The organism is Lutibacter sp., assembly GCF_041555395.1.
GTDB lineage: Bacteria > Bacteroidota > Bacteroidia > Flavobacteriales > Flavobacteriaceae > Lutibacter.
Window position 1 is genome coordinate 40,885 of record NZ_JBFFKM010000005.1, and the last position, 26,474, is coordinate 67,358.

25 protein-coding genes and 1 tRNA gene are annotated in these 26,474 nt (G+C 32.2%); 12 read left to right on the forward strand and 14 right to left on the reverse strand.

Annotation, left to right across the window (positions count from 1 at the left end; all coding sequences use genetic code 11):
• Positions 1-106: 106 nt before the first annotated feature.
• The 5 genes from ABY285_RS02370 to ABY285_RS02390 form a co-directional block, all read right to left on the reverse strand.
• Positions 107-1,372 (reverse strand): hemolysin family protein, encoded by a 1,266-nt coding sequence (locus tag ABY285_RS02370; protein ID WP_372766631.1) that lies wholly within the window; start codon positions 1,370-1,372, stop codon positions 107-109.
• Between the two features lie 203 nt (positions 1,373-1,575).
• A complete protein-coding gene (gene lptC / locus ABY285_RS02375; protein ID WP_372766633.1) occupies positions 1,576-2,136 on the reverse strand; it encodes an LPS export ABC transporter periplasmic protein LptC in 561 nt (186 codons plus the stop codon).
• Positions 2,137-2,173: 37 nt separating this feature from the next.
• A complete protein-coding gene (locus ABY285_RS02380; RefSeq protein WP_372766635.1) occupies positions 2,174-3,526 on the reverse strand; it encodes a tetratricopeptide repeat protein in 1,353 nt (450 codons plus the stop codon).
• Positions 3,527-3,541: 15 nt separating this feature from the next.
• Positions 3,542-4,825 (reverse strand): hypothetical protein, encoded by a 1,284-nt coding sequence (locus tag ABY285_RS02385; protein WP_372766637.1) that lies wholly within the window; start codon positions 4,823-4,825, stop codon positions 3,542-3,544.
• Positions 4,826-4,828: 3 nt separating this feature from the next.
• Entirely contained in the window at positions 4,829-5,551 is a 723-nt protein-coding gene (locus ABY285_RS02390; RefSeq protein ID WP_372766639.1) for a type III pantothenate kinase, read from the reverse strand.
• Positions 5,552-5,647: 96 nt separating this feature from the next.
• Here ABY285_RS02390 and ABY285_RS02395 point away from each other — a divergent pair.
• Positions 5,648-5,723, forward strand: a tRNA-Phe gene (locus ABY285_RS02395).
• A gap of 98 nt (positions 5,724-5,821) precedes the next feature.
• On the opposite strand, the gene ABY285_RS02400 is transcribed toward ABY285_RS02395, so the two are convergent.
• From ABY285_RS02400 to ABY285_RS02425, 6 genes are all read right to left on the reverse strand, one after another.
• Positions 5,822-6,223: a DNA primase gene (locus tag ABY285_RS02400; protein ID WP_372766641.1), complete on the reverse strand. Its 402-nt coding sequence runs from the start codon at positions 6,221-6,223 to the stop codon at positions 5,822-5,824.
• A gap of 174 nt (positions 6,224-6,397) precedes the next feature.
• Positions 6,398-7,342 (reverse strand): pseudouridine synthase, encoded by a 945-nt coding sequence (locus ABY285_RS02405; protein ID WP_372766643.1) that lies wholly within the window; start codon positions 7,340-7,342, stop codon positions 6,398-6,400.
• Between the two features lie 57 nt (positions 7,343-7,399).
• Positions 7,400-8,335 (reverse strand): geranylgeranylglycerol-phosphate geranylgeranyltransferase, encoded by a 936-nt coding sequence (locus ABY285_RS02410; RefSeq protein WP_372766645.1) that lies wholly within the window; start codon positions 8,333-8,335, stop codon positions 7,400-7,402.
• Between the two features lie 67 nt (positions 8,336-8,402).
• Positions 8,403-9,332 carry a mevalonate kinase gene (locus tag ABY285_RS02415; protein WP_372766647.1) on the reverse strand — a complete coding sequence of 310 codons (930 nt, stop codon included), beginning with the start codon at positions 9,330-9,332 and terminating at the stop codon, positions 8,403-8,405.
• Positions 9,333-9,336: 4 nt separating this feature from the next.
• Complete coding sequence (locus ABY285_RS02420; RefSeq protein ID WP_372766717.1) at positions 9,337-10,449, reverse strand: diphosphomevalonate/mevalonate 3,5-bisphosphate decarboxylase family protein; 1,113 nt, start codon at positions 10,447-10,449, stop codon at positions 9,337-9,339.
• Positions 10,450-10,482: 33 nt separating this feature from the next.
• Positions 10,483-10,941, reverse strand: a complete 459-nt coding sequence (locus ABY285_RS02425) for a LytR/AlgR family response regulator transcription factor (protein WP_372766649.1) — start codon at positions 10,939-10,941, stop codon at positions 10,483-10,485.
• On the opposite strand from ABY285_RS02425, the gene ABY285_RS02430 reads away from it, so the two are divergent.
• The 4 genes from ABY285_RS02430 to ABY285_RS02445 all read left to right on the forward strand — a co-directional run bounded on the left by ABY285_RS02430 (position 10,941) and on the right by ABY285_RS02445 (position 13,532).
• Positions 10,941-11,225 carry a MotA/TolQ/ExbB proton channel family protein gene (locus ABY285_RS02430; protein WP_372766651.1) on the forward strand — a complete coding sequence of 95 codons (285 nt, stop codon included), beginning with the start codon at positions 10,941-10,943 and terminating at the stop codon, positions 11,223-11,225. The genes ABY285_RS02425 and ABY285_RS02430 overlap by 1 nt on opposite strands.
• A gap of 132 nt (positions 11,226-11,357) precedes the next feature.
• On the forward strand, positions 11,358-12,617 hold the full coding sequence (locus tag ABY285_RS02435) for an alpha/beta hydrolase-fold protein (protein ID WP_372766653.1): 1,260 nt from the start codon (positions 11,358-11,360) through the stop codon (positions 12,615-12,617).
• 58 nt (positions 12,618-12,675) lie between these two features.
• Positions 12,676-13,284, forward strand: a complete 609-nt coding sequence (locus ABY285_RS02440) for a thiamine diphosphokinase (protein ID WP_372766655.1) — start codon at positions 12,676-12,678, stop codon at positions 13,282-13,284.
• An 11-nt stretch (positions 13,285-13,295) separates the two neighbouring features.
• Complete coding sequence (locus ABY285_RS02445) at positions 13,296-13,532, forward strand: hypothetical protein (protein WP_372766657.1); 237 nt, start codon at positions 13,296-13,298, stop codon at positions 13,530-13,532.
• Positions 13,533-13,630: 98 nt separating this feature from the next.
• Here the strand turns inward: ABY285_RS02445 and ABY285_RS02450 are convergent, their stop codons facing one another.
• On the reverse strand, positions 13,631-14,863 hold the full coding sequence (locus ABY285_RS02450; protein WP_372766659.1) for an NAD(P)/FAD-dependent oxidoreductase: 1,233 nt from the start codon (positions 14,861-14,863) through the stop codon (positions 13,631-13,633).
• Positions 14,864-15,016: 153 nt separating this feature from the next.
• On the opposite strand from ABY285_RS02450, the gene ABY285_RS02455 reads away from it, so the two are divergent.
• Entirely contained in the window at positions 15,017-15,481 is a 465-nt protein-coding gene (locus ABY285_RS02455) for a DUF4920 domain-containing protein (RefSeq protein ID WP_372766661.1), read from the forward strand.
• A 33-nt stretch (positions 15,482-15,514) separates the two neighbouring features.
• Positions 15,515-16,069: a PepSY-associated TM helix domain-containing protein gene (locus tag ABY285_RS02460; protein ID WP_372766663.1), complete on the forward strand. Its 555-nt coding sequence runs from the start codon at positions 15,515-15,517 to the stop codon at positions 16,067-16,069.
• Positions 16,070-16,085: 16 nt separating this feature from the next.
• Here the strand turns inward: ABY285_RS02460 and ABY285_RS02465 are convergent, their stop codons facing one another.
• Together ABY285_RS02465 and ABY285_RS02470 are read right to left on the reverse strand one after the other, a co-directional pair.
• Positions 16,086-17,015: a GYDIA family GHMP kinase gene (locus ABY285_RS02465; RefSeq protein ID WP_372766665.1), complete on the reverse strand. Its 930-nt coding sequence runs from the start codon at positions 17,013-17,015 to the stop codon at positions 16,086-16,088.
• Positions 17,015-18,292, reverse strand: a complete 1,278-nt coding sequence (locus ABY285_RS02470; protein WP_372766667.1) for a hydroxymethylglutaryl-CoA reductase, degradative — start codon at positions 18,290-18,292, stop codon at positions 17,015-17,017. Before ABY285_RS02470 ends, ABY285_RS02465 begins: the two co-directional genes overlap by 1 nt.
• 150 nt (positions 18,293-18,442) lie before the next feature.
• On the opposite strand from ABY285_RS02470, the gene ABY285_RS02475 reads away from it, so the two are divergent.
• The 5 genes from ABY285_RS02475 to ABY285_RS02495 all read left to right on the forward strand — a co-directional run bounded on the left by ABY285_RS02475 (position 18,443) and on the right by ABY285_RS02495 (position 26,470).
• Positions 18,443-20,623, forward strand: a complete 2,181-nt coding sequence (locus tag ABY285_RS02475; RefSeq protein WP_372766669.1) for a S9 family peptidase — start codon at positions 18,443-18,445, stop codon at positions 20,621-20,623.
• Between the two features lie 47 nt (positions 20,624-20,670).
• The gene (locus tag ABY285_RS02480) at positions 20,671-22,164 is read left to right on the forward strand and encodes a peptide MFS transporter (RefSeq protein WP_372766671.1); all 1,494 of its coding nucleotides are present in this window, start codon (positions 20,671-20,673) and stop codon (positions 22,162-22,164) included.
• Between the two features lie 98 nt (positions 22,165-22,262).
• Positions 22,263-23,747: an MFS transporter gene (locus ABY285_RS02485; RefSeq protein WP_372766673.1), complete on the forward strand. Its 1,485-nt coding sequence runs from the start codon at positions 22,263-22,265 to the stop codon at positions 23,745-23,747.
• A gap of 84 nt (positions 23,748-23,831) precedes the next feature.
• Positions 23,832-25,862 carry a peptide MFS transporter gene (locus ABY285_RS02490; RefSeq protein ID WP_372766675.1) on the forward strand — a complete coding sequence of 677 codons (2,031 nt, stop codon included), beginning with the start codon at positions 23,832-23,834 and terminating at the stop codon, positions 25,860-25,862.
• A gap of 68 nt (positions 25,863-25,930) precedes the next feature.
• Positions 25,931-26,470 (forward strand): thioredoxin family protein, encoded by a 540-nt coding sequence (locus ABY285_RS02495; protein WP_372766677.1) that lies wholly within the window; start codon positions 25,931-25,933, stop codon positions 26,468-26,470.
• Positions 26,471-26,474 lie beyond the last annotated feature (4 nt).

Here is a 26,474-nt window from a genome sequence, read left to right on the forward strand (position 1 = left end):
TTTTCTTTTATTACAGTGTGCGAAAATACGATTTAGTTATTAATTATGAAAGTGAAATAATTATTATTAATTACAAAAAAAAGTAATTTCAGGAAGTTGTAAACCATTAATCGACTTTATCTAAAAGTTTTAGATAAACTTCCATAATTTTCGAGGAATCTACCTTCAACATTTTAAAATGTAAATTGTTAATCTCAATAATTTCATCTTCTTTTGGTATGTCTTCATTATGATAAACAACAAATCCCCCCAGAGTTTCATAGGCTTCATTTTCTTCAATATTTAAATCATAGGTTTCATTTAAATAATCCACTTCCAATCGTGCCGAAAATTCAAATTCCCCATCATTAATTTTATTTTCCAACAAATCTACGGTATCATGTTCATCAATAATTTCACCGAATAATTCTTCAACAATATCTTCTATGGAAATGATTCCAGATGTTCCGCCAAATTCATCAAGCACAACGGATATGCTTCTTTTCTTTTTAATTAAAATGTTTAGCACATTGTTTATCAGCATACTTTCAGGAACAAATTCAACCGGCAATAAAATAGATTTGATGTCTTTTGGCTTTTTAAACAATTCAAATGCAATGGAATAACCCAAAACATTATCTAAAGAACCGTCAAAAACCAAAATTTTCGAATATCCCGTTTGTATAAATAATTCTTTCAAATTGGCAATATCCTCATTAATGTCAACCGCAACAATTTCGGTTCTTGGAATCATGATTTCACGGGCCTTTACCGTATCAAAATCAAGCGCATTTTGAAAAATTTGAATTTCAGAATCCACTTCTTCAAAATCATCACTGTTTTCTAATTGTTTGGTGATGTAATTCCCAAGCTCCTCTTTACTGAATTCAGTTTGTTTCTCATCATTAGCTGTATTAAAAAACGTTTTCAATAAATAATCGGAAATTACCGTAATAAAATCGGAGATGAAATGAAATATAATGTAAAAAAAGTAAGCCAGAGGCGCAAAAAACCAAAATATTTCATTGGCATAAATTCTGAAAATTGCTTTTGGCAAAAATTCAGCAGTAACCAAAATTATTATTGTTGAAATTAAGGTTTGGATTATTAATGTTGAGAAATCATTTAATGAGAAACCGATTAGTTTTCCCATAATGATTTCACCCATAAAGAAACTGTAAATTACCAGAGAAATATTATTCCCAACCAACATGGTTGTAATAAATTTTGATGATTTAGCAGTTAATTTACCAACAATTTTTGAAGTAAATCCCTCTTTCTTTTTTTGAAGTTCTATTTGAAATTTATTGGCTGATATATAGGCGATTTCCATTCCGGAAAAAAAAGCGGAAAGCAGTATTGAAATTAATATGACGGGAATTTGTATTTCCACTTAATTATTTTTCGGTTTTTCCCTTTTTTTTCTGAAACGTCTCCTGAAAAAATACATAAAAACTGCCAATATTGAAAATCCAGCCAACATATACGCACGTTCTCTATCAGTATTCCAATTCAGTATTGTTTCTACACTAAATACAACGGCTATTACTAAATACCCGTATTCAAATATTTTCCAAAGGTTTTGCATCTTATATTTTATTCTTTAATGTTAATTACGCCACTCTGATTTTTCACCCACCACGTTTTTAAATCTTCTGTAGATTCAAATCCGGTTCCAAATATAGTATCTGTTACGGTGTAAAAGGCGAATTTTTTCTCGGTAAAAAAATAATGTGTTTTTTGATCCCAATAAATTTGTTCGGTTACCAGTTTATTTTTTTGGGCATAATTATATACGACCACATTATTTTTTATTTCAGAAACTTCTGTTTTCCTATAACTCTTAGCGTAATCTCCCTCTACGGTAACAGAATCCCCATTTTTTTCAATGGAGGTAATTTTTATTCCCTTTGGAAATTCATTATAAGGATGATTTTCTCTGTTACTGAAATCAAGCATTACCGGAGCTTTCATTTTAATGTCAACGCGTCCGGAATCAGTATGTTTATGGTTAATTTTATAGGCTTCTCCAATAGGTAAATTTTTATCGGCCAAAAAATCCCTTACCTCTTTGACATCATTTGTACATGAAAAAAACATTGCTGTGATTAAAACCGTAGCAATGCTTTTTATTTTATTAACAACTGATTTTGTCATTCAACAAATATATCAATTATAATATTTTAAATCTAATTTACGGAACTATAACTGTTTCATTAATCCAACAACCAATTTTATGTCTGGACCCTGATTCTACACCAGCTACAAATAAATCTTTTTTACTTGGTACATTCTCTGAATAGTTAGCAATAAATCTATTCGCCAATGAACTAATACTTGGGTCAACTGATCTTGCTTTTAATGCTTTATTTAAAGCAGCAACATAAACCATTCTTTTTGAAACCACATCGGTTCCGCAAGAGTTGGCACTTGAGGCGTACATACTTGCAATCAATAAATAGGCTTTACCCATTGTTGGCTGATATTCAATAGTTTTATATGCATAGCTTCTCGCTTCTCCTAATCTTCCTTTTTTTCTTAATATTTCAGCAACTCTTAATGCATATTTAGCCTTATTGTAAGAATCAGTTTCCTGATCTATTGCCTTTTTGAAATATTCCATTGCTTTATTGGTTTCTCCATTTTTCATTAAGATACCAGCATAAAATACAGAAGCTTGAGGTGACGGATCAGCATGAACATAGGCTTCAACCAATACATCATAAAATGGATCGTCTGTACATTCTTTATTGTACATTCTGGAAACAGCTCTTTTTAACCATACAGCATCACTTTTATTTTCTTCAAAATACTTTTTATTCAAAGGAATTAAGTTCTCACAAGTTGAAATTGCAGATAGTTTTGCATCTAATCCAGACTCAACAAGCTCTAAATTGCTTAAAGTTTGATCAATAGCCATTTTGATTCTTTTATCTCTAGCACTTAAATTTAGGGAATCTTTAGCATTAATAATATCTAATTGTTTTGAATATTCTTCTCTTTTTAATTCAATGCCTTCACCAACTTCATCATAAGTATCAAATACTATTTGTGGGTTTGTATCTTTATGTTTATTTAATATGATGTCAAAATATCTATAAATATTGGTTGGAGACATTTCAGTAGGATCTGATTTAAAGCATTTTTCCAATAAACCAAATACTTCTTCTTCTGAAGCACCATGAGCATCTTCAAATGTTGCAAAGTCACTATAAACTCTAGCTAAATCTTTAGGAAAATTCTCCATTCTTTGTATATAAACTCTTTCAACAAGTTTAACTGCAGCGGCTTTATCAGCTTCAGAGGTCGCATTTTCTAAACGATTTTCGGCAATTTTAATACCCAATTTGTAAATATTCACAGTAAGTGTTGGGCAATTATCCATTGTCCACAGCCAGTTTTCATAAGCCATATCATATTTACCTGCGCTGTAATCGCCTTTAAACAGATTGTATTTTACAATACATTCTTGATCGGCCTGTGAAAAAACAGCAGGGGATGATACTATAAATAATAATACAGCTAAAATTTGTCTCATTTGTTTCATCGTCATAATTTTTAATTAAAATATTTCTAATTTTTTAAACCATTTGTCATTTAACGAAAGGCCTAATCTGAAATTAACATAATTTTCTTGCACTAAGCCGTTCGCCGTTTGTCCTCTTTTTCCAATCTCAAATCCGATATTCAAATTAGACAGTTGCTTACTCATTGGTAACCCTACTCCAAAAGATATGCCAAAATCATCAATGGCAGTAAAATTGGTCCCTTTTCCTGATGCATCAACCAATAATCCCGTGTTTTCAAATTTAACTCCTGCCCTATAGGTAACTCTATCCCAATAACTTGTAATTGAATTAAATTTCGGGGTGTAAAAACCTCCTACCGCTAATTTACTGTATTTATCGTAATCAATTTTTGAATAATTATTAAAAACGCCACCATTTAATTCCAATGCATTTTGAAAACTATAATCAACACCTGCATACCATTTGTTTTCTTTCCCTAAGCCAAGGCCTATAGTTGATTTTAATGGAGATTTTAGAATCCCAGTACTTTCTGTGCTCAAAATTGTATCACGGGGTGATTCAAATGCGCCTAAAGAAACTGAATATAAATACTCAGTTCCAGTTGCTTCAATTTCATTATTAAAATCAAAATTTCCTCCGAAAAGGAAATCTAATTTAGTATTTAATTTTCTTTTATACTGAAACCCCCCATTAAAAGTTAATCCTTTTATATTTGAAACGGTCTGGTATTTTGTCCCTAAAGATGCACCCTTCACTTGATTTAAGATGCTGTTTTCAATTTTTCCAAAAATATAATTTCCTTGTAAACCAATACTAAAATTTTTGAAAGGTTTATAACCAAAACTTAAAAACACTTTATTTGTTCCGCCATCACCTATATATTCAGTTACTTCTGAAACATTATTATTGGCGTCATATTCATTTGAGGTCAAAGAATACCCCACCGAAGAATTTGGTAATAATCCAAAAGTCATTCCTCCATTTTCGCCTATGGGAAACCCTAAAGCCAAATAAGAAAGGTATGTTGTTGAAGCGCGTTGTTCACCGTTACTGTCTTTTACTGTATTATTCAGATTTTCTATGGCCATTGTATACGTGGTAAAACTCAATGAAGCATTGGCTGCAGGATTTAAAAAATTTAAATGATAACTTTCATTTAAAGATACCCCAACGCCCCCCATACTTAATTGTTCAACAGTGCTTGAGTTATTTTTATCTCCAATTCCGAAAAATGAATAAGCTGATGTATTGTTCTTTTGAGAAAAACCGACTATAGATACAAATAGTGTTATTACTACTATTATTTTTTTAATCATTTATTATAAATTATAAGTCAAAATTGTGTTCAATCCTTCTAACAAAAAATTAGGATTCGCAAATATGCCATTTTTTAATCTATTTGCCAAGAAATTTACGTCTCCTCCTGTTAAAACAACTGTTAAATCGTTATTTTTTTTTCTATACTGATTAATAACGCCATCAATTTCAGTTATAACTCCATTAATTACACCCGAATGTATACTTGTTTCTGTCGAACTTCCTGTCAATTCACATTTTCCCACAGGTTCCAGGAGCGGTAATTTTTCAGTAAAAGCATGTAGCGCTTTATAGCGCATTTGCAATCCTGGTGAAATTGCGCCACCGTAATAATTGCCATCATTATTGATGAAATCAAAGGTTATACAGGTTCCTGCATCAATTATTAAAACATTTTTGTTTGGATATTTTGCTATTGCTGATGAAACTAGCGCAATTCTGTCGACACCCAAGGTTTTTGGAGAAGCATAATTGTTCACAAACGGAACTTTTGTGTTAAAATCTAGCTCAATTAAGTTTATTTCAGCTCGTAATTTGCCTATTTGAGATTTATTTATGGAACCGACCGAAGAAATAATTGCGTTTGTGCAATGGTATTTTTTTATAATTTTAATTGTTTCAGAAACAAAAATTTCATTGCTAAGGCTTTCATTGTGAACCATTTTACCGTCATCAAAAACAGCATTTTTAATTCTTGTATTGCCTACATCTATAATTAAGTTCATTGCTATTTCCTAAAGAGTTCAAAAATACAACAGATTTTTTTAAATTGTTTTGATATGTCTAAAAAATAAATTTATATTTGCAACCGCTAAAGCGATGGTGCCTTAGCTCAGTTGGTAGAGCAAAGGACTGAAAATCCTTGTGTCCCTGGTTCGATTCCTGGAGGCACCACCATAAAACCCTAAACAAAAGTTTAGGGTTTTTTTTATGGAATAAAATATTTTCAACATTAATTAGCACCTACAAATCTAAAATCAAAAAATTACCAATCCTTATTTATCATCATCGTCTTCATCAAAATCTTCATCTTTATTTTCATCAATTTCCTCATCCTCATTCTCTTCAATTTCCTCATCCTCATTCTCTTCAATTTCCACATCTTCATCATCAATAGCCGCTTTTATGTTTAAATCTAAATCAATCTCCAAATCTCTTTCTATAACATCATCTTCCTCTTCTTCATAAAAATTTTCCATACTATCCGCTAGCTCATCACTTATTTTAACTAAGTAAATGGTGTCATCTACTGAAACCTCAACGGCTTCAACATATTGACCTTTATGATTTGTAAACCTAACGATGTCTCTAATGCCGTAACCGTCCGGAAATTTGTCAACCAACAAATTAAGGATTTCAGAGGTTAATTTTTTATAATCTACTATTATTCTTTTCATAACAAATTAGTTATATAATTAGACTTCAAAAAATGAAATGGATATTTGATTACTTCTCTATATATTGTCAAATATAAAAAAATAACAGTACTAAAAAATTATTTTAGTCAATATTGAAAAGAAATCTATAAAAAACAAAAAACCAAGAATTATCTTGGTTTTTTGTTTTTATGCTTAAAGCATCCTTAAGGTATTTAATTCCATTTCAGTTAAATGCCGCCAATGGCCTCGGGGTAAGTCTTTTTTTGTTAGCCCCGCGAAAATTACACGGTCTAATTTCACAACACTATAATCAAAATGTTCAAATATCCTGCGTACTATTCTGTTTCTTCCGGAATGTATTTTAACACCAACTTCTGTTTTTGGCTGATTGACAACATAGGAAATATCATCAACAATCACTCGTTTTTCATCTAACATAAAACCTTCAGAAATTTTTATAAGATCGCTGTTTGACAATTTTTTATCCAATGTGGCGTGGTATATTTTTTGGATATTACTCTTTGGATGCGTCAGTTTTTTCGCCAACTCTCCATCATTCGTAAAAAGCAATAATCCAGTTGTGTTTCTATCCAATCGGCCAACAGGGTAAATACGTTCTTTTGTGGCATTCGCAATTAATTCCATCACCGTTTTTCGTCCGCGATCATCTTCCATCGTAGTGATATAATTTTTCGGCTTATTCAGTAATACATATCTTTTTTGTTCCTGATTTATTAATGACCCGTCGAAACGAACCTCATCTCCCAGTGTAACTTTGTGTCCCATTTCGGTAACCAGTTTTCCATTTACGGTAGCGCTTCCTGCTTTAATATAAACATCCGCCTCCCTACGTGAGCAAATGCCCGAGTTTGAAATGTATTTATTTAAACGGATACCTTCTATTTCATTGTCCTGCTTAACTTGTTTTGGTTTTGGTGTTGGTTTTTCTTCTCTAGAAATTGGTCTTTCTTTTTTAGAAAATGAACTTTCCTTTCTGAAAGCTGGTTTGTCCCTGAAGTTGCCTGAAGGTTTCTTTTTGGCGTCGAACTTTTTAGGTTCAAACTTTTTAGAAGTAGTTGTTTGAGGTTTTTTTTTACCTTGGTGTCGTCCTCCCGACGAGTTTTTACTTGAATTCATTTTTTTAATTTTTTGCAAAAATAATTTATATTCTTCTAATTATGAAGAATATAAATTTTATTTTAAAAGAATTTTATTAATAATGACTGAGTAGTCTATTAATGCTAAGCTAAATACACCGGTAAACAATAACAATTTAATTACAAAATGCAGCAAGGTGTAATTATTTTTGCTTTTGCTGAACCATAAAAAAAGCACAAACAAGAACAATACCACAACACTGATGTAAAAATAATATCTCATCCCTCCTATTTCGGGGTATTTCAGCAAAAAGTAAATTGGGTTTAGCGTTAATAACACCAAAATTGTAATAAGAATTTTAGTAAAATACTCGCCGTATTTAACGGCTATTGTTTGGTAATTATGGATAAAATCGCCTTTTATTCCTTCCAAATCTTTGATTAATTGCCTAATCAATAATATAAAGAGTAAAAATGCCGCGTGCGTAAAAATAATTTCTGAAAAGTTTTTATAATAAACAAAAACGGCAAAAAAAGGTAAAATGGCTAAAATTGCTGCTGAAAAAAATCCAGCCAATGGATATTTCTTAAGTTTATGCGAGTAAAACCAAATTAAAAAAATATATACCGAAAAAAATAATGCCGCTCTCCATGAAACCAAAAGAGCAAAAATGAAGCCTAAAAAATTCAACAAAAAGTAAATTTGCAATTTTGTTTTTTGAGCCACAATTGAATCAATAGCAGCTTTTACCGGCCTGTTAATTTTATCCGCTTCAAAATCATAAAAATTATTGATGATGTAACCCGAAGCAATCACGCAAATTGTTGAAAGCACAATAAAATATAGGTCAACATCCAACAATACATGTTTCAGCGTTTTTTCAGGAGAAAAGATAAATATGGAAGCCAGGTATTGCGCAATTACAATAAGTGCAATATTATATCCTCTAACAACCGAAAATAAACTCAGTAATTTAATGTAAATTGGTGCGTTTTTTTTAGTGTTTCTTTTGGCTATATCGAGTAAGTCCATGGTGAGATGAAATAAAACTTAACAACAAAATTATTTTATTAAACTTTATTTTTGTGTGATTATTTTGTTAAAATCTATAAACCAATTCCAGTTTATAATCTTTTAGAAGGATTTTTGCGTTATCGAAATCTTCTGTAAACCCTAAGATATAGCCTCCTCCACCGGAGCCGCATAATTTTAAATAATATGCATTCGACTCAATTCCATTTTTCCATATTTTATGAAAAGCAATTGGAATCATTGGCTTAAAATTATCCAAAACCACTTTTGAAAGTTGTTTTACATTTCCAAATAATGATTTCACATTTCCATTTAAAAAATCTTCTATACAAGCATCTGTATGTTTGGCAAAATCCTCATTTAACATTTTACGGAAACCTTCATTTTTCATTTTATTCATAAAAATAGAAATCATAGGTGCAGTTTCGCCAATCATTTCAGAATCTAACAAAAACACGGCTCCTTTTCCTTCTTTTTGAGATGGAATCCCCGTTGCTTCTAAATTATCTTTAGAATTGATTAAAATTGGAATGCTTAAATAAGAGTTTAAAGGATCTAAACCTGAGCTTTTACCGTGAAAAAACGATTCCATTAGTGAAAAAATACCCTTCAATTTTAACAATTTTTCTCTTGTTAAATTTTCTAAAACAGTAATTTTTTCGTTGGCATATTTATCGTAAATTGAAGCCACCAATGCGCCGGAACTGCCAACTCCATATCCTTGCGGAATACTTGAGTCGAAATACATCCCATCTTCAATATCTGATTTAAATTCATCCAATCTGAAACTAACCAAATCCTGAACTTCTAAAGTTGCCAAATAAGCGTAAAACTTTTCTAAGTTGCTATTCGATTTTTTTGCCGCTTCAGATAAAATTTTAGATTTTTTTAAAGCGCCTTGATATACGTTATAAGGTATGGCCAAACCTTTGGAATCTTTGATGATTCCGTATTCCCCAAAAAGTAAAATTTTTGCGTAAAAAAGTGGTCCTTTCATTAAATTATTTATTAGGTACTCGTTTTGCTCCTTCTCCTATGCTGTCGCAAATATAATGATTTTCTTGACAAAAATGGATTAACTTGCTTTTTATGAAATTGTTAACAATTTCCTTTTCACTTTCAGGAAACAACACATGAACATTCGCTCCGGCATCTAAGGTAAAACAAATATTTGAATTCGTTTGCGCTCTAAAATTCCAAATTTCGTTAATTATTTTTAAGGTGTTTGGTTTCATCAATATAAAATACGGATTGCTCGTCATCATCATAGCATGTAAAGTTAATGCTTCGCTTTCCACAATAGTAATGAAAGCCGTTAAATCCCCGCTCTGAAGTATCTTTGAGATTGTAGATATATTGTCATTCGCTTGTTTAAAGCGTTGTTTAGCAAACGGATGGTTGTACATTAACTGGTGTCCGACAGTGCTTGAAACTTGCTTTTCGCCTTCGTCAACCAATAAAATAGTGTCTTGATAATTTTTAAAATTATCATGAATATTATATGGAAATTTTACGCCAAATAAATCTGAACTTCCTTCAATTTCAGGATGATTTCCCCAAACAATCAGCGGGCCTTCAATGCTTCTGCAGGCACTACCCGAACCTAAACGTCCTAAAAATGATGCTTTTCTGTTGAAATACTCATCAGTCATAGAAGGATTTAATTCTTTCTCCAGGCTCATAATACACAAAGCCAATGCGCCCATTCCACTTGCTGACGATGCAATGCCGCTGCTGTGCGGAAAAGAGTTTTGGGATTTTATGATAAAATCAAAATCCTTCAAAAACGGAACATACTTTTCGATTCTTTTGAAAAAAGTGAAAATTTTAGGCTTAAAGTCATCTTTTTTTTCACCTTGAAAATAAATTTCAAAGCTGAATTTATTTTCAAAGGATGTTGCACTTCGCTCATTGTCCAGTTTCTTGTATTCCAACGTTGTCAAAGTATAACAAGCGTCTAATGTAAAACTAACGGAAGCGTTTTCAGGAATTTGAGGTTCTTGTTTTCCCCAATATTTCACCAAAGCAATGTTGCTGGGTGTTTTCCAAGTGACACTTCCCAGAGTTGTATTTTTTAAATTAAATTCTTTTAAAATAAAATCGGATTCCTTCAAGACAAAAATTTTGAGCAAAGATAATTGTTTTGATTAAACATTCTCTAATCTTGAAAGAACATCTTTTTTGTAACTTCTACTTATTGGAATTCCTTTATTTTTGACTTCAATAAATTCATTTGTAAATGAATCAATTTTAGCCATTGAAACAATAAATGAGCGATGAATTCTCATGAAATCATTTTTTGGAAGCTTGGCTTCAATACTTCTTATAGTTTCTCTTGTTACCACAACAGTATTTTCAATAAAAATTTTAATATAATCACTAAAACTTTCAATATAATTTATTTCAGAAAAGTTAATCTTTATCATTTTCCTATCGGAACGAACAAAAATAAATTCGCTTTTTACCTGAGTTATTTCTGACGTTGATTCAGAAATTACGGAAATACTTTCTCCCAAATATTTATGCACTGCTTGAAGTAAACGTTCAAATGAAATTGGTTTTAATAAATAATCTACGGCCTGCAGGTTCATTTTATATGTATCCATTGTTATTAGTATTATTTATTAAAAAACTTGTTAGAAAAGGAAATGTCAAAAAAGCAACCAACTTAATTGCCTCAATTAGTTTATTTGCAATTGTTTGGGGTTTTTTAAACCAAATAATTGGGTTAATGAGCGCTTTTGATTCAATTCAAGCAGTAGGAGATATTTCTCCGTCAGTCTTAGCCGCTGGTTTAAAAGTTAGCTTTTTTTCTCCCATTTTTGGAATGCTTACTTTTCTAGTTGGAAGATTAGATATTATAATTTTAACTTGGATAGATAAAGAATAACCTTATTATATATTCTTAAATTTAAAAAAGTGAAGTATTGAAATACTTCACTTTTTTTTATAAAATTTATGGAATGATTATTGGGGCTTGAATATCCATTAAAATACAATTAACCAACTCAAAATTCAAAAAATGATAAAACGCTTCATTTATTCATTATCAATATTACTTTTATTAGGTAACACTTATCAAGGAATTGCGCAATCAACTAAAAACGAATTGTATTTAACTACAATTGCTTCAAAAGATAGTATTTATTCAAAAACTTTTAACGAACAAAAACAGTTTTGGGTTCAACTTCCTGAAAATTACAATCCGAAAAGTCCAGAAAAATTTCCTGTTGTTTATATTTTAGACGGAGGAGTACAATTAAAAACTTTGGGAACGGTTTATGAAAATTATTGGGGTCACTATTTACCAAACATGATTTTGGTTGGAATTTCAAATAGCACTAACAGAACCAGAGATTTAACCACTTCACAAATAAAAATGAGGAGTGGAACAGAAATGGATGAAAATACAGGTGGTGCAGAAAAATTTACGCAATACATTGAAAAAGAATTAATTCCATTTATTGACAAAAATTACCCAACAACACCTTATAGAACCTTAATTGGGCATTCATATGCTGGCTTATTCACAATAAATATGCTGATAAATCATAATAGTTTATTTAAAAATTATATTGCCATTGACCCAAGTTTGGATTGGGACAATCAAAAATTATTAAAACAAGCAAAGGGAAAATTGACTTCAGAAATTTTTAAAGGAAAATCTCTTTTTGTTTCAATGTCCGCAGAACAATTACACATGTGGGATGAAACTATTACCGTTGAAAATTTAATGGAAAATACTTCTGAATTCACATTATTTCCACGTTCAATTATAGAGTTTTCAAACTATGCTGAATTACATAAAGAAAGTGGTTTGAATTTTTCGTGGAAAATATATCCTGAAGATTTACATCAAACTGTTCCGTTACCTTCAATTAGAGATGGGTTGGTTTTTCTATTTAAATGGTTCCAATTTAAAAATCCACCAAAATATAACAATCCGGAAACTACCATTGAAGAATTAACTGAATTATTAAACACACAAGCAAAAATATATGCTGAGAATTTTGGGTATTCTGCACCTCCAATGATTGAAGAATTGTTTACTGGTTACGGCTATATGAATATGCAAATGGGAGCACCAGAAAAAGCCAAATTCTTTTTTGAAATGGGTGTAAAATACTATCCGAAAAGTGCGAATTCATATGATTCTTTAGCTGAGTACTATGAATCGCAAGAAGATTATTCCAACGCATTAAAAAACATTAAGATTGCTTTCGAACTTAGTGGAAGTGAAACTCATAAAAAAAGATTGGAAGAAATTCAATCTAAAAGCTAACTTACTATTACCATATAAAAGTTTATTTACAACTCTTTTTAGTTATTTTTGCACTTATATGAAAACTAAAAAGGCTTTTATTTTACTTAACGGAGCAGAACCCGCTATATTTCCAGATTTATCTATTTATGATTTGGTTTGTGCTATTGATGGTGCCTACAATCATTTTGAAGCCAAGAACATTGTTCCAGATTTAGTTACAGGAGATTTTGATTCCATACATACAATTCCAACAACTGTTGAAGTTGTAAATACGCCAGATCAAAATTTTACAGACTTTGACAAAGCATTGGCTATTTTAAAAGAAAGAGGTTATTATCACATTGATGTTTATGGCGGAAGCGGTAAAGAACATGATCATCTTTTAGGAAATATTAGCACCGCACTTCAATGGAAAAATAATTTAAGTATTTCCTTTTTTGATGATTTTGGAAAATACTTTTTCATTAAAGAAACCATAAAAATAATGAATGTAAAAGGCAGAAACATTTCATTAATTCCTTTTCCATCAGCTCATGAAATATTTACTGAAGGTTTATTGTATCCTATTATAAATGAAACATTAACTTTTGGAAAACGTATCGGGACAAGAAATAAAGCCAGCGAAGATGAAATTCAAATTTCCTTTAATGGAGGTGAGTTGTTGCTTTATATCAGTAATCTTTAAACCTTCAAACTGTGGATAGAAAATTAAAATTAATTTGGGATTTTAGAGGTCCAGATTCTCAAAAAACGGCAGAACACCATTGCGTACATTTAAAAGAATTTGCTGTCATTGAAAAGCTGCATTTTTATGAAATAGGTTCATCTCTTCTTTCAGAAATGCATGCAACGGCCTTTATAATTGTTGATGAAATTGACATGAAAACCTACAGAGACGCATTAAAACCACACAGAGGAGAAATAGCCCCCTAACCCCCAAAGGGGGAATTCAATTAAGAATTAAAAAAAGGTAATATAAATAGTAATTAAAGTTGAAATTTGTTTTCAACTTTAAGATTTTAGTCTTTACACTAAATTCCCCCTTTGGGGGTTAGGGGGCTTATCGAATTCGCCACAATCCAACCACCGGTCCAGGCATTTTGAAAATTAAATCCGCCGGTCACAGCATCAATATTTAACACTTCCCCTGCAAAAAACAGATTTTTATGCAGTTTACTTTCAAAACGCTTAAAGTTGATTTCTTTTAAATCTATTCCACCGGCAGTAACAAACTCATCTTTAAATGTGCTTTTTCCATTTACTTTAAAAGTACATTTTGTAAGTTGATTTGCTAAATCTTCTAATTGTTTATTGTTTAATTGCGCCCATTGAGAATCTGAGTAAATTTTAGCAGCAATTACCAATTTTTCCCATAAACGTTTTGAAATTTCATCAAAAACCGAATGTAAAATAACTTGTTTTTTAGACTGTTCCTTTTTAACTGATTTTAAATGCTCTAAAACAATTTCAAACTTTTTAGACAACCAATTGACTTCAATTTCAAATTGATAGTCATTTTCATGGAATTCCAGAGCTCCCCAAGCCGACAGTTTTAAAATACCCGGTCCGCTTAATCCCCAATGTGTAATTAACAAAGGCCCTTGTTCAGCTAATTTGGAATTCAATACTTTTACTGAAGCTTTTGGAACTGAAGTCCCAGGAATATCTTTTAATCTTTCATCTACAATATTAAAGGTAAACAGTGATGGAACAGGTTTTATAATGCTGTGTCCTAAACCGTCCAGCATAGCCCAAACCTTAGCATTGCTTCCAGAAGCAACCAATAAAAAATCGGCTGTAAAGTTTTCGGATTTTGTTTTTACAATGAATTTATCCCTGCTTTTTTCAATGGCATCAACCCTTGTGCTTATTTTTACTTTAACGCCAGCTGCTTTCGCGCTTTCCAAAAAACAATCTATAATTGTTTGTGATGAATTTGATTGAGGAAAAATGCGATTATCGTCTTCAATTTTTAAAGGAATCCCTCTGTTTTCAAACCATTCCATAGTATCGCCTGTCATAAATTGATGAAATGGACCCAACAGTTCTTTTTTTCCGCGAGGGTAAAATTCAACCAATTCATTTGGCGTAAAACAAGCGTGACTCACATTGCAGCGCCCACCGCCAGATACTTTTACTTTTTGTAAAACGCCATTACTTCCTTCTAAAATAATGACTTCCAAATCCGGGTGCATTTCTGCGGCATTTATCGCTGCAAAATACCCTGCAGCACCTCCTCCAATAATTATAAATTTTCTATGCATATCAAAAGCAAAATTATGCTTTTAAAATTTAACTAATTTGGTTTGGTGTAAATTAAAAATAGTCGAAATTCATATTATTTATAATCATTCTAATTTTTAAATTTATTACTTTTATTGTTTATTATTAAGCCTATATTACAAAATCTTTATCTTATGAGAAATCTAATTATATTCTTATTTACAACTGTTTTAATTTCATCTGTTTCTTATGCTCAAGTAGCAGAAAAATATGGTAATAAACTTACTTTAAAAGAAAAAACACCCGTTTCAGAATTATTTAAAAATCCTAAAAAATATGTTGGAAAAACTGTTCAGGTTGAAGGGTTAATTATTAACGTTTGTGAAAAAAGAGGTTGCTGGATAGAAATTAGCAGCGACAAAGAATTTGAAAAAATAAGATTTAAAGTTGAAGATGGTGTTATTGTTTTTCCGATGGACACAAAAGGAAAAAAGATTTTAGCTGAAGGTGTTTTTGAGGAATTGGTTTACACCAAAGAAGAATTAATTGAACAAGGAAAACACCAAGCAAAAGAATACGGAACACCATTTGACCCAAGTTCAATAACAAAAGGAAAATCTGAATACAGATTAAAAGGATTGGGAGCAAGCGTTAAATAATTTTCATTGCAATAAACATTTTAATCTTTTTTAATGCACTGGAGAAAATTAACACGCATACTTCATAGAGATATTGGATATATTGCTGCAGGTTTAACAGTTATTTACGCTATTTCCGGAATTGCGGTAAACCATATCCAAGATTGGAACCCAAATTACAAAATTAAAAAATCAACCATTGTTTTAGATTCCATTGCATCAAACATCACTAAAGATGAGATGGTTCACTATGTTTTGAATAGCATTGGTGAAACCGGAACCGTAAAAAACACTTTCCGCTCATCTCCAAGTGAATTGGAAATTTTTGTTGAAGGCAATACCATTTTGGTTGATTACAATTCAAAAGAAGTTCACCAGGAAAAATTCAACACCCGATTCCTGCTTAAACAAACTAACGATTTACATTTAAATAAACCTAGAGGCATTTGGACCTATATTGCTGATTTATTTGCTGTAGCGCTTTTGTTTTTAGCGATTTCAGGTTTGTTTATGATTAAAGGAAAAAATGGAATTAAAGGCCGAGGCGCCTGGCTTACAATAGCGGGAATTGTGATACCTGTTGTTTTTTGGTTGTACTTTTATTTATAAATTATATTGTTTGATTTTACAATATCAAATCTTTATATAAAATAACCGTTTTAAATCCTTTTTGGTTAAAATAATTTGGTGTGTCTTCATTTCCTGTAGCCAATATAAAATCGCCTCCCCAAGCTCCCAAACTTTTTGTTTGTCCAAAATAATCGGAGAATAATTGTTCCTGTACTGGTTTTAATCGAATTGTTTTTGAAACAATTTGCTCATGTTCTTTCATTAATCTTTCAAAATCAGGTAAATTTTCACATGTTAAAAAAGCCTCAGACAATTCAGAAATTTGATTTATTTCTGAAGTAAGAGTTCCCTTCAGCTTCTTATAGCGCTCAATTCCTTCCCTGCTGTTTTGTTTTTTATTCAAATACACAAAATACAATTGATCATTAAATGAAGGATTAAATTCAACTTTTTCAATGATTGGTTCGCTATCATTTATCCTATACAAAATAGATGAATTATTTTGAGCACACGCAATATCGTAACCGCTTCCGCCAAAAGTAGCAGACAATAATTTATAGGGATTCACCTTTGCCCAATTTGCAATGTTGTTAATTAAAGTTGAGGAAGTTCCCAATCCCCAGTTTTTAGGAAAGGTCAGGTTTGTTTTTACGACAACTCCTTTTTTCGAATTCAAAAAAGAGGGATTTAACTTTCTGGCTTCCAATAATATTTTTTTTAAATTCTCAGCAATGGTGTCTTTTCCACCATCTTCATTGGCATCAAAGGCGGCACTGGATAATCTCAATTTTGGCAAATCAAAAATTGCCTCGAGCCAACATTCTCCTTCATTGGTGAAACTATTCCATACCAGTTTGGGTTCTTTTATTGCTTCAACAACCAAATCTTGCCCACAAGTTGTTGGAACCGCCAATACTTTTGCCCCGTCCAATACAAAATACTCACCTGTTAACAATAGTTTTCCGTTGCTATAAAAATGCTCCATTATTTTTCCTGAACTAACTTATTATACGCTTCAACAACAGCATTATGAGTGATTGTTTTATGTTCAAAATAATCGATTAGAAACTTCTTTTCCTTCTCGCTTGCACCCAATTGTTTAATAATATTGGTTAAATGCATTTTCATGTGTCCTTTTTGGATTCCGGCAGTTGTCAATGCGCGTAAAGCGGCAAAATTTTGCGCCAAACCCGCCACCGCTATAATTTCCATCAATTCTATTGCTGAAGGATTTCCCAATAATTGAAGTGATAATTTAGACAAAGGATGTAAAGAAGTTAAGCCGCCAACAGTTCCCACTGCCAAAGGAATATCAATCCAAAATTTAAAAATTCCATTTTCTATACTGGCATTTGTCAAGCTTTTATACTTTCCGCTGCGTGCGGCAAATGCATGAACACCCGCTTCAATAGCCCTAAAATCATTTCCTGTTGCAATAACAACAGCGTCAACGCCATTCATAATTCCTTTATTATGAGTAACTGCCCGGTGAGGTTCTGCATTGGCAATTTGTATTGCCTGCACAAACTTTTGGGCCAATTCAATTGAATTTTCGGCATATAAATCTTCCACAATACAGCTCACTTCAGCATGAACCAAACATTCAGGAACATAATTGGATAAAATACTCATCACAATTTGTATATCCTCTTTTTGAAATTCCTTTGCAATCACTTCCAAACAGGAATTTATAAAATTGGCGCCCATACTATCAGCAGTTTCAAAAGTAACATGCAACTGGTAATAATTTTCAAGTTCAGCTGTTTTATCGCGTAATTTAATAGTTAAAATACCACCACCACGTTTTCGCATGTTTTTGGTAATTGCTTCGGTGACTTTATATAGGTTTTCTTTTTTTGAATTAAAATAATTTTCAAGCTCCGTTTTATCGCCTTCATACATAAAATGAACCTGTCCGATTTTTACGGTAGAAATGACGTTAGCTTTAAATCCGCCTCGTGTGCTCCAAAATTTCGACACCAAAGAAGCTGCTGCAACAACTGAACTTTCTTCAATAACCATTGGAATGGTATATTTTTTTTCGTTAATCACAAAATTTGGCGCAACACCAAATGGCAAATAAAAATTAGTTAAGGTATTTTCAATAAAATCATCATGTAAATTTTGCAAAATTTCATTCGAATTCCAATATTGCAACAAAACCTGTTTTAACTTCTGGTCATTATTTAAAAACCTTGACACCAGCCAATCTATTTTTTCAAGCTTATTCAACTTTGAAAATCCATTAACACTTTTTGACATTTTTGAATAAAATTTATTAACACCGCAAAGATAATTTAATAATTATAAATTACTACAAATTCAGATTTTGTTAATTTATATGACAAATTTCATACGCGTATTGCTAAATTTTCCTTAAACTTGGCAATTATATCAAGAACTTACAATTTAATGAAAAAACTCCTTATTATTTTTATTGCCATCACATCCATGGCAACTGCACAAAAAAAAGACATAACGCTGGATGAAATTTGGAACGGCACTTTTAGAACAGAGCGCATGAATTCATTAAATTCAATGAATGGCGACTTTTATTCCTTACTCAATTTTGACAGAAACACCAAAAGCACCACTGTTGATAGATACAATTATGCTACTTTGGAAAAAGTTGAAACCATTGTAAACAGTAATGATTTCAGTGAAATTAACTATTTTGAAAGCTATGATTTTAATAATGATGAAACCAAAATAATTTTAGGAACCGATTCTGAACCTATTTACAGACATTCAAGTTTGGGCGTTTTTTACGTGTATGATTTGACTTCGAAATCACTGCAATTAATTGATAAAGAAAAAAATCAGGAACCTGTTTTTTCTCCCGACAGCAAAAAAGTGGCCTATGCCAAAAACAACAATATTTTTATTAAAAATTTAGAAACGAACGAAGTGGTTCAAATCACTTTTGACGGAAAAAAGAATCATATAATTAATGGTATTTGCGACTGGGTTTATGAAGAAGAATTTTCGTTTGTTAGGGCTTTTGAATGGAGCGGGGACAGTAAAAATATCGCATTTTTAAGGTTTGATGAAACCGAAGTCCCAACCTTTTCCATGGACATTATTGGTGAAGATTTATACACAACGCAGCAGATTTTTAAATACCCGAAAGCCGGCGAAAATAATTCAGTGGTAACTTTACATCTTTATAATGTTTTAGAAGGGAAAACCACAAAAATTGACCTTGGAAATTATGAATACATTCCAAGAATTAAATGGACAAATAATCAGGAAATATTGTCTGTTATCACCTTAAACAGGCATCAAAATAATTTAAAATTATATGCGCTGAATGCCACAAATTTTACCTCAAAAATTCTGTTGAACGAAGTCGACAAAGCATATGTGGACATTCATGATAATTTAACTTTTTTGACTGATAACAGTTTTATCTGGACAAGTGAAAAAGACGGGTTTAACCATATTTATCATTATTCAAAAGAAGGAAAACTAATCAATAAGGTGACAAAAGGAAACTGGGAAGTAACTAATTTTTATGGTGTAAATGAAAAAAATAATACCGTTTATTATCAATCGGTTGAAGATGGTTCCATTAATAGAACGGTGTATTCCATAAAATTAAATGGAACCGACAAAAAACGTTTAACAAATGCTTCCGGAACAAATAATGCCGATTTCAGTAAAAATTCAAACTATTTCATAAACACTTTTTCTGATGCCAATACACCACCAATTTATACCCTTTATAATGGTGAAGGAAATTTATTGAAAGAAATTTTAAACAATAATGAGTTATCAAAAAAATTAGAAAGCTATGATTTGGCTAAAAAAGAATTTTTTGTTTTAAATACAAAAAATGGTGCATTTAATGCCTGGATGATAAAACCAATTAATTTTGACAGCGCTAAAAAATATCCGATGTTTATGACGCAATATTCGGGTCCAGGTTCGCAATCGGTGAGCAATACGTGGAATAGTTCCAACGATTATTGGTACCAGCATTTGGCGGAACAAGGTTATATTGTTGTTTGTGTTGACGGAAGAGGAACAGGCTATAAAGGTGCCGATTTCAAAAAAATCACTTATAAAGAATTGGGGAAATATGAAGTCCAAGACCAAATTGAATCGGCTATAGTGTTAGGCAAAAGACCTTATATCGATGAAAATGAAATAGGTATTTGGGGCTGGAGTTACGGTGGATTTATGTCGGCCAATTGTTTATTCAAAGGAAATGACGTGTTTAAAATGGCTATTGCAGTTGCACCGGTAACATCTTGGCGTTTTTATGATTCCATTTACACGGAACGTTATATGCAAACGCCACAGGAAAACGCGAGTGGCTATGATGAAAATTCACCACTAAATTTTGCCAACTTTTTAAAAGGAAACTTCTTACTGGTTCACGGAAGCGGCGATGACAATGTGCATGTCCAAAACACTATGAGATTGACAAACGCCCTAATTGAAGCTAATAAACCATTTGATATGGCGATATATCCTGACAGAACTCATGGGATTTATAGAGGCAAAAATACAAGAATACATTTATATGAAAAAATGACTAGATTTATCGAAGAAAATTTAATCAGAAAAGAAACTAATATTGAACTTTAATTAACCAAAACAAATTTAAACTTTTTAACTTAAAACAAACAATAATTATGGCTGACAATAAAATAAAAGAAGGGCATCCAAAAGCGCTCTATACGCTATTTGCAACTGAAATGTGGGAACGTTTCAGCTACTACGGAATGCGTGCGTTATTAACGTTATATCTTACCGCAGAATTAGCAAACGGAGGATTTGGATTAAACAGAGAAGAATCCTTGGCAATTTACGCCATCTTTACAGGTTTGGTTTATTTAACACCAATTTTAGGTGGTTGGGTGGCCGATAGTTTTTTAGGAAAACGAAAAACAGTTTATATTGGTGGTTTGGTGATGGCTGTTGGTCAGTCTTTACTCGCTGCCAGCGCGTTTTTGGTTAGTTCTGTAGATGCTGAAACGCGTCTTTTTATGTTTAACTTTGGTTTGGGCGTACTTATTATTGGTAATGGATTTTTCAAACCAAATATTTCAACTATTGTTGGTGATTTTTATGATGATAACGATCCAAGAAAAGACTCGGCTTTCAATATTTTCTATATGGGAATAAACCTTGGAGCCATTTTAGGGCCATTTATAGCAGGTGCCTTAGGAGAAAATGTTTCTTGGGGTTACGGGTACTTAGCGGCTTCGGCAGGTATGATTGTTGGTGTTCTTTGGTTAAAATTCAACGAACGTGATCTTGAACAAAAAGGACTTCCGCCTAATTCACCAGAAGATAAATTTGTTTTGGACGGTAAAGATTGGCGCGATATTATAACTTATGCCATTGCTTTGGTTTTAGCCACTTTGGCCATTATTTTCTTATGGAGAATGTTGCCTGATAACGTCGCAAGCATAATTACTTATATTGGTTTTGCTACTTTGGTAATTGGACTGGGATATACCATTAATAAGGGAACAAACGGCTCTGCCGAATGGACACGAATGATTGTAATTTTGGTGCTTGCCTTTTTTAACATTGCTTTTTGGGCAGGATTTGAACAAGCCGGTGGTACGATGAATTTATTTGCAAAAGAAAATACAGATCGACTCTTATTTGGCTGGGAAGTTCCGGCATCGTGGTATCAAAATATCAATCCGCTTGCCATATTGATTTTCGCCCCAATTTTTTCAGTAATGTGGCTAAAGCTTGATGCAATGAAATTCAACCCAAGAACACCTCTGAAGTTTGCCATCGGATTATTTTTAGGCGCTTTGGCATTTTTTATTATGACGCAGGCAAGCAACGCTGCTGATGGAGGAAATTTAGTGTCACCTTGGTGGTTAGTGGCTGTTTATGTTGTTTTAACATTGGGTGAATTGATGTTATCTCCTATCGGACTTTCTATGATCACAAAACTGGCACCGAAAAAATTGGTGTCGGTGGTAATGGGACTGTGGATGGCGAGTTTTGCCGCAGGTAATTATTTGGCTGGGATGTTAGAAAGTATTTTAAATAAATATGAGTTTCCTTTGTATCCTTTTATTACTGGATTAATGTTAGCTTCAGGAGTTTGCCTGTTGATACTGTCTCCATTCTTAAACAAAGCGATGAAAGGAATTCACTAAAATATGTTTACAAATCAATTATTTTAATAAAAAAAGCTCAGGTCATTAAAGTGCCTGAGCTTTTTTGTGTTTAACAATTACAATAAAAAAATTCTAAAATGAGTACAGAAAAAAAATCGTTTTTCGGCGTTATGAAATCCTACAACAGCAACTTTTGGATTGCAAGTATGATGGAATTATTTGAACGTTGGGCCTGGTATGGTATGTTTGCCGTTTTAGCACTTTATTTAACAGGATCTACTGATGAAGGCGCCTTAGGATTTTCACATATTGAAAAAGGACAAATAATGGGTGTTGTCACCGCAATTTTATATTTTCTGCCAATAATCACCGGCGTAATTGCAGATAAAATTGGTTACAAACTTTCCTTGACAATAGCTTATATTTTATTGGGCACCGGCTATTATTTTATGGGTGAAGTTAGCAGTTTTACTTCTGTATTTTTAGTGTTTTTATGGGTTGCTGTTGGCGCAGCGATGTTTAAACCTGTGGCATCGGCCATTATCACAAAAAACACAGACAAATCAAATTCCACTTTGGGTTTTGGAATTTTTTATATGATGGTGAATATCGGCGGCTTTGTAGGACCAACATTTTCGTCAAACTTAAGAACACAATTCGGATGGAAAATTGTTTTTCTTCAAGCAGCTATTGTAATTGGAATAAACTTACTGATTTTATTGCTTTTTTTTAAAGAAGGCGAAAGAGTTAAAAAAGAAGAAACTATTGGAGAAGCTATCCTGAGTTCCATTAAAAATATTTGGGAAGCTGTTAAAGACACTAGACTTTCCGTATTATTGGTAATAATGATTGGTTTCTGGACGATGTTTAACCAGTTATTTTATACACTTCCTACTTTTATTGAAGATTGGGTTAACACAAAAGCATTACATGATTCTATTGCAAATGTTTCTCCTTGGCTTGCAAGTTTTATGAGTGGCGGAGGAGATTCTGTGAACCCTGAAATGCTTATTAATATTGATGCCGGAGCCATAATTTTATTCCAAATAATGGTTTCTTATTTTGTGCTGAAAATGCGTCATGTTAGCGCTATGATTACTGGTTTTGTCATCGCATCTATTGGAATCGGAATTACATTTTACACAGGAAACGGACTTTACACCATTTTAGGAATTGTAATTTTTGCTATTGGAGAAATGATGACAAATCCAACATTTTCTTCTTTCATCGCCTTAATTTCTCCAAAAGGTAAAGAAGCCTTGTATATGGGAACTTATTTTTTACCCATCTTTTTGGGGAATTTTATCACCACTTTTATCTCAGGAAATTTATACCAAGCCTGGTCCGATAAATTGAGTTTGCTTCAAACAGAAATGGCAAAAAGATCCATAGAAATGCCTGAAGTAACAAAAGAATTTTCTAAAAACGATTATTTCGCATCAGCTTCAGAAAAATTAGGAATGACACAAAATGAAATGACTCAATTCATTTGGGACACCTATAATCCAAACAAAATTTGGTATGTCATTGTTGCGATTGGCGTTGTTACAATTTTTGCATTGGTGATTTATGACAGGTTGGTTATTCGACCAAAAGAAGCTAAAGAAACTAAATCTGCATAAATATTAAATAACAAAGAAACGCTTCTAAAATAAGAAGCGTTTTTTATAAATTGCAAACTTTATTAAACGCATATAAATTCACTTATGGACAAATCAACTAATGATTTTTTTAAAACACAAGTTCTAGGGCATCCAGCCGGACTTTTCGTGTTGTTTTTTACCGAAATGTGGGAACGCTTTTCATTTTATGGAATGCGCGCCTTGTTGGTGCTTTTTTTAGTGAGCGCTTTAGGAATTGGCGGATGGGATTGGCCACGTGAAAATGCTTTGGCATTATACGGAACGTATTTGGCATTGTTATATTTAACACCAATTATCGGAGGAATTTTAGCCGACAAATATTTAGGGAACAGGCGTGCCATTATTATTGGTGCAGTAATTATGACTTTGGGCCACGCAAGTATGGCCATTGAATCCAACCCGTTTTTTTTATATACCGGATTAGGATTATTGGTTATTGGAACAGGTTTTTTTAAACCAAATATGACATCCTTCATTTCTGTTCTTTATAAAGATTTTCCAGAAAAAAAGGATGGCGCTTACACCATTTTTTATATGGGTGTGAATGCCGGAGCATTTTTAGGAATTATGCTTTGCGGTTATATGGGTGAAATGCTTGGCTGGAGCTGGGGTTTTGGTTTGGCAGGTATTTTTATGCTGTTGGGCTTACTTCAATTTACTTTGGCTCAAGATATTTTTGGTGAAGTTGGAAAAAAACCAAACAAAGAAGATAAAACCATTAAAATAGATGATAAAACTGAAGTTGAAGACCAACTAAACCCTTTTACTTTAATAGACAGGATTCTTATTGTTATCATTGCCTTTGCAGGTTTAACCTGGGTTATCAATGATCCTTTGTCTAAAATTGGGACCGTTAACTTTTTAGAATTTGGAGGAACCGATTATTCAAGCCCAACCATTATTATTACGCTTTTGTTATTTATATACTTGCTGGGTTCAAGAATTGTAAGATATAGCGCCGTTACAAGGGACAAAATGTTTGCCGTGGTGATTTTTGCTTTTTTCATTATTTTCTTCTGGGCTTCATTTGAGCAGGCAGGAGGTTCTATGAGTATTTTCGCAAAAGATTATACAAGCAGAATATTATCAGGAAATTCAGCTATGATTTTTAATATTGTTGATGTGATTATTACTGTCGTTCCTGTTGCAATTATAACCTGGGTACTCTTTTTATTGTTCAAACAAACCTTTAAAAAATATTTATGGGCAAATTTGGTGTTGGCATTTAGTTTTATCATCATTTGGGGACTTATTATTTGGAAAGTGAACACAAACTTCAGTACTTATTCGTATGAAATAAGCTATCAAACCTATCAGGTTACTGAAACAAATGATAAAGGTGAAGCAACTGTAAAGGATTTTTCAATTACTGCGGGAACTATAATTCCGGAAAATGCAGTTTTGATCGACAATACAACCGTTATTAGAACTGCGAATGATTTTCTTCCAAACGATAAAATAGCCATTATTGATATTGATAAAAAAGGAGCGAATTACAAATATTTAACAACTGAACAAGCCTCGTTGATCAATACGAATATTTCAGCAACTATTGTTATGAAAAAGGATAATGAAATTCAAATTCCTGCCACTTGGTTTTTAATTTTAAACTCTTTGTTTATCATCGCTTTTGCGCCCTTATTTTCTAAATGGTGGGAAAGCAAATACAATCCTAAACCAGCAAACAAGTATGCTATTGGCCTGTTTTTCCTAGGAATTGGTTTTGCATTTCTGGCTTATGGCGCAGCAGGAATTCCACAAGGTGCAAAAACAGCATCGGTAAGCATTATTTGGCTGATACTCGCTTACCTGTTTCATACTTTGGGAGAACTTTGTGTATCACCGGTTGGACTCTCTTATGTGAGTAAATTGGTGCCGGCGAGAATGATCGCTTTTATGTTTGGTGTTTGGTATTTGGCGTTGGCCATAGGCAACAAAACATCCGGTCAAATGGGTGCTATGATTGACGTTATTACGGAGAAATATGATATCTCAACCTTCTTTTTAATATTTACTTTTGTACCAATAATTATTGGTATTATTGCGTTATCATTGAATCCAGTTTTGAAAAAATTAATGCACGGCGTAAAATAAATTTAAAAAACTTTGTAAATTTGGCAGCATTATTGCGTCGAACATACAAAGAAATAAAATAAATGAAGATGAAAAAAATACTAATTTTAACGATAACTTTATTTAGCCTATCACTTTCTGCACAACAAATTAATTGGATGAGTTTTGAAGAAGCTGTTAATGCACAAAAAGTTACGCCTAAAAAAATATTTGTTGATGCCTACACCATTTGGTGCGGACCATGTAAAATGTTAGATAAAAACACTTTCTCCAATCCTGATTTAGTTGCGTACATGAACAAAAACTATTATGCCGTGAAGTTTAATGCAGAAGGAAACGAAACTGTTATTTTTAAAGGCAAGAAATATACCAACCCTAGTTTTAATCCCGACTCAAAAGGAAGAAACAGCATACACGAATTGTCGACATTTTTTGGTGTAAGAGCCTATCCAACATTATTGTTTTTAGATGAAGAAACGAACTTAATAACCCCTTTAACGGGTTATAGAACCCCAAATCAATTGGAACTTTATTTAAAAGTGTTTAAAAATGACGATTATAAAAATTTAAAAACACAAGAAGAATTCAATGCATATTCTTCCAATTTTAAATACGAATTCAAAGAATAATTAA

What these genes read in the sequence shown, in the direction of transcription:
- ABY285_RS02435 (WP_372766653.1), top strand. Translation starts at nt 11,358, where the DNA reads ATGATAAAACGCTTCATTTATTCATTATCAATATTACTTTTATTAGGT.
- ABY285_RS02415 (WP_372766647.1), bottom strand. Translation starts at nt 9,332, where the DNA reads ATGAAAGGACCACTTTTTTACGCAAAAATTTTACTTTTTGGGGAATAC.
- ABY285_RS02390 (WP_372766639.1), bottom strand. Translation starts at nt 5,551, where the DNA reads ATGAACTTAATTATAGATGTAGGCAATACAAGAATTAAAAATGCTGTT.
- ABY285_RS02410 (WP_372766645.1), bottom strand. Translation starts at nt 8,335, where the DNA reads ATGGACTTACTCGATATAGCCAAAAGAAACACTAAAAAAAACGCACCA.
- ABY285_RS02475 (WP_372766669.1), top strand. Translation starts at nt 18,443, where the DNA reads ATGAAAAAACTCCTTATTATTTTTATTGCCATCACATCCATGGCAACT.
- ABY285_RS02465 (WP_372766665.1), bottom strand. Translation starts at nt 17,015, where the DNA reads ATGGAGCATTTTTATAGCAACGGAAAACTATTGTTAACAGGTGAGTAT.
- ABY285_RS02450 (WP_372766659.1), bottom strand. Translation starts at nt 14,863, where the DNA reads ATGCATAGAAAATTTATAATTATTGGAGGAGGTGCTGCAGGGTATTTT.
- ABY285_RS02380 (WP_372766635.1), bottom strand. Translation starts at nt 3,526, where the DNA reads ATGAAACAAATGAGACAAATTTTAGCTGTATTATTATTTATAGTATCA.
- ABY285_RS02470 (WP_372766667.1), bottom strand. Translation starts at nt 18,292, where the DNA reads ATGTCAAAAAGTGTTAATGGATTTTCAAAGTTGAATAAGCTTGAAAAA.
- lptC (WP_372766633.1), bottom strand. Translation starts at nt 2,136, where the DNA reads ATGACAAAATCAGTTGTTAATAAAATAAAAAGCATTGCTACGGTTTTA.
- ABY285_RS02385 (WP_372766637.1), bottom strand. Translation starts at nt 4,825, where the DNA reads ATGATTAAAAAAATAATAGTAGTAATAACACTATTTGTATCTATAGTC.
- ABY285_RS02495 (WP_372766677.1), top strand. Translation starts at nt 25,931, where the DNA reads ATGAAAAAAATACTAATTTTAACGATAACTTTATTTAGCCTATCACTT.
- ABY285_RS02425 (WP_372766649.1), bottom strand. Translation starts at nt 10,941, where the DNA reads ATGGATACATATAAAATGAACCTGCAGGCCGTAGATTATTTATTAAAA.
- ABY285_RS02405 (WP_372766643.1), bottom strand. Translation starts at nt 7,342, where the DNA reads ATGAATTCAAGTAAAAACTCGTCGGGAGGACGACACCAAGGTAAAAAA.
- ABY285_RS02480 (WP_372766671.1), top strand. Translation starts at nt 20,671, where the DNA reads ATGGCTGACAATAAAATAAAAGAAGGGCATCCAAAAGCGCTCTATACG.
- ABY285_RS02485 (WP_372766673.1), top strand. Translation starts at nt 22,263, where the DNA reads ATGAGTACAGAAAAAAAATCGTTTTTCGGCGTTATGAAATCCTACAAC.
- ABY285_RS02400 (WP_372766641.1), bottom strand. Translation starts at nt 6,223, where the DNA reads ATGAAAAGAATAATAGTAGATTATAAAAAATTAACCTCTGAAATCCTT.
- ABY285_RS02490 (WP_372766675.1), top strand. Translation starts at nt 23,832, where the DNA reads ATGGACAAATCAACTAATGATTTTTTTAAAACACAAGTTCTAGGGCAT.
- ABY285_RS02440 (WP_372766655.1), top strand. Translation starts at nt 12,676, where the DNA reads ATGAAAACTAAAAAGGCTTTTATTTTACTTAACGGAGCAGAACCCGCT.
- ABY285_RS02455 (WP_372766661.1), top strand. Translation starts at nt 15,017, where the DNA reads ATGAGAAATCTAATTATATTCTTATTTACAACTGTTTTAATTTCATCT.
- ABY285_RS02460 (WP_372766663.1), top strand. Translation starts at nt 15,515, where the DNA reads ATGCACTGGAGAAAATTAACACGCATACTTCATAGAGATATTGGATAT.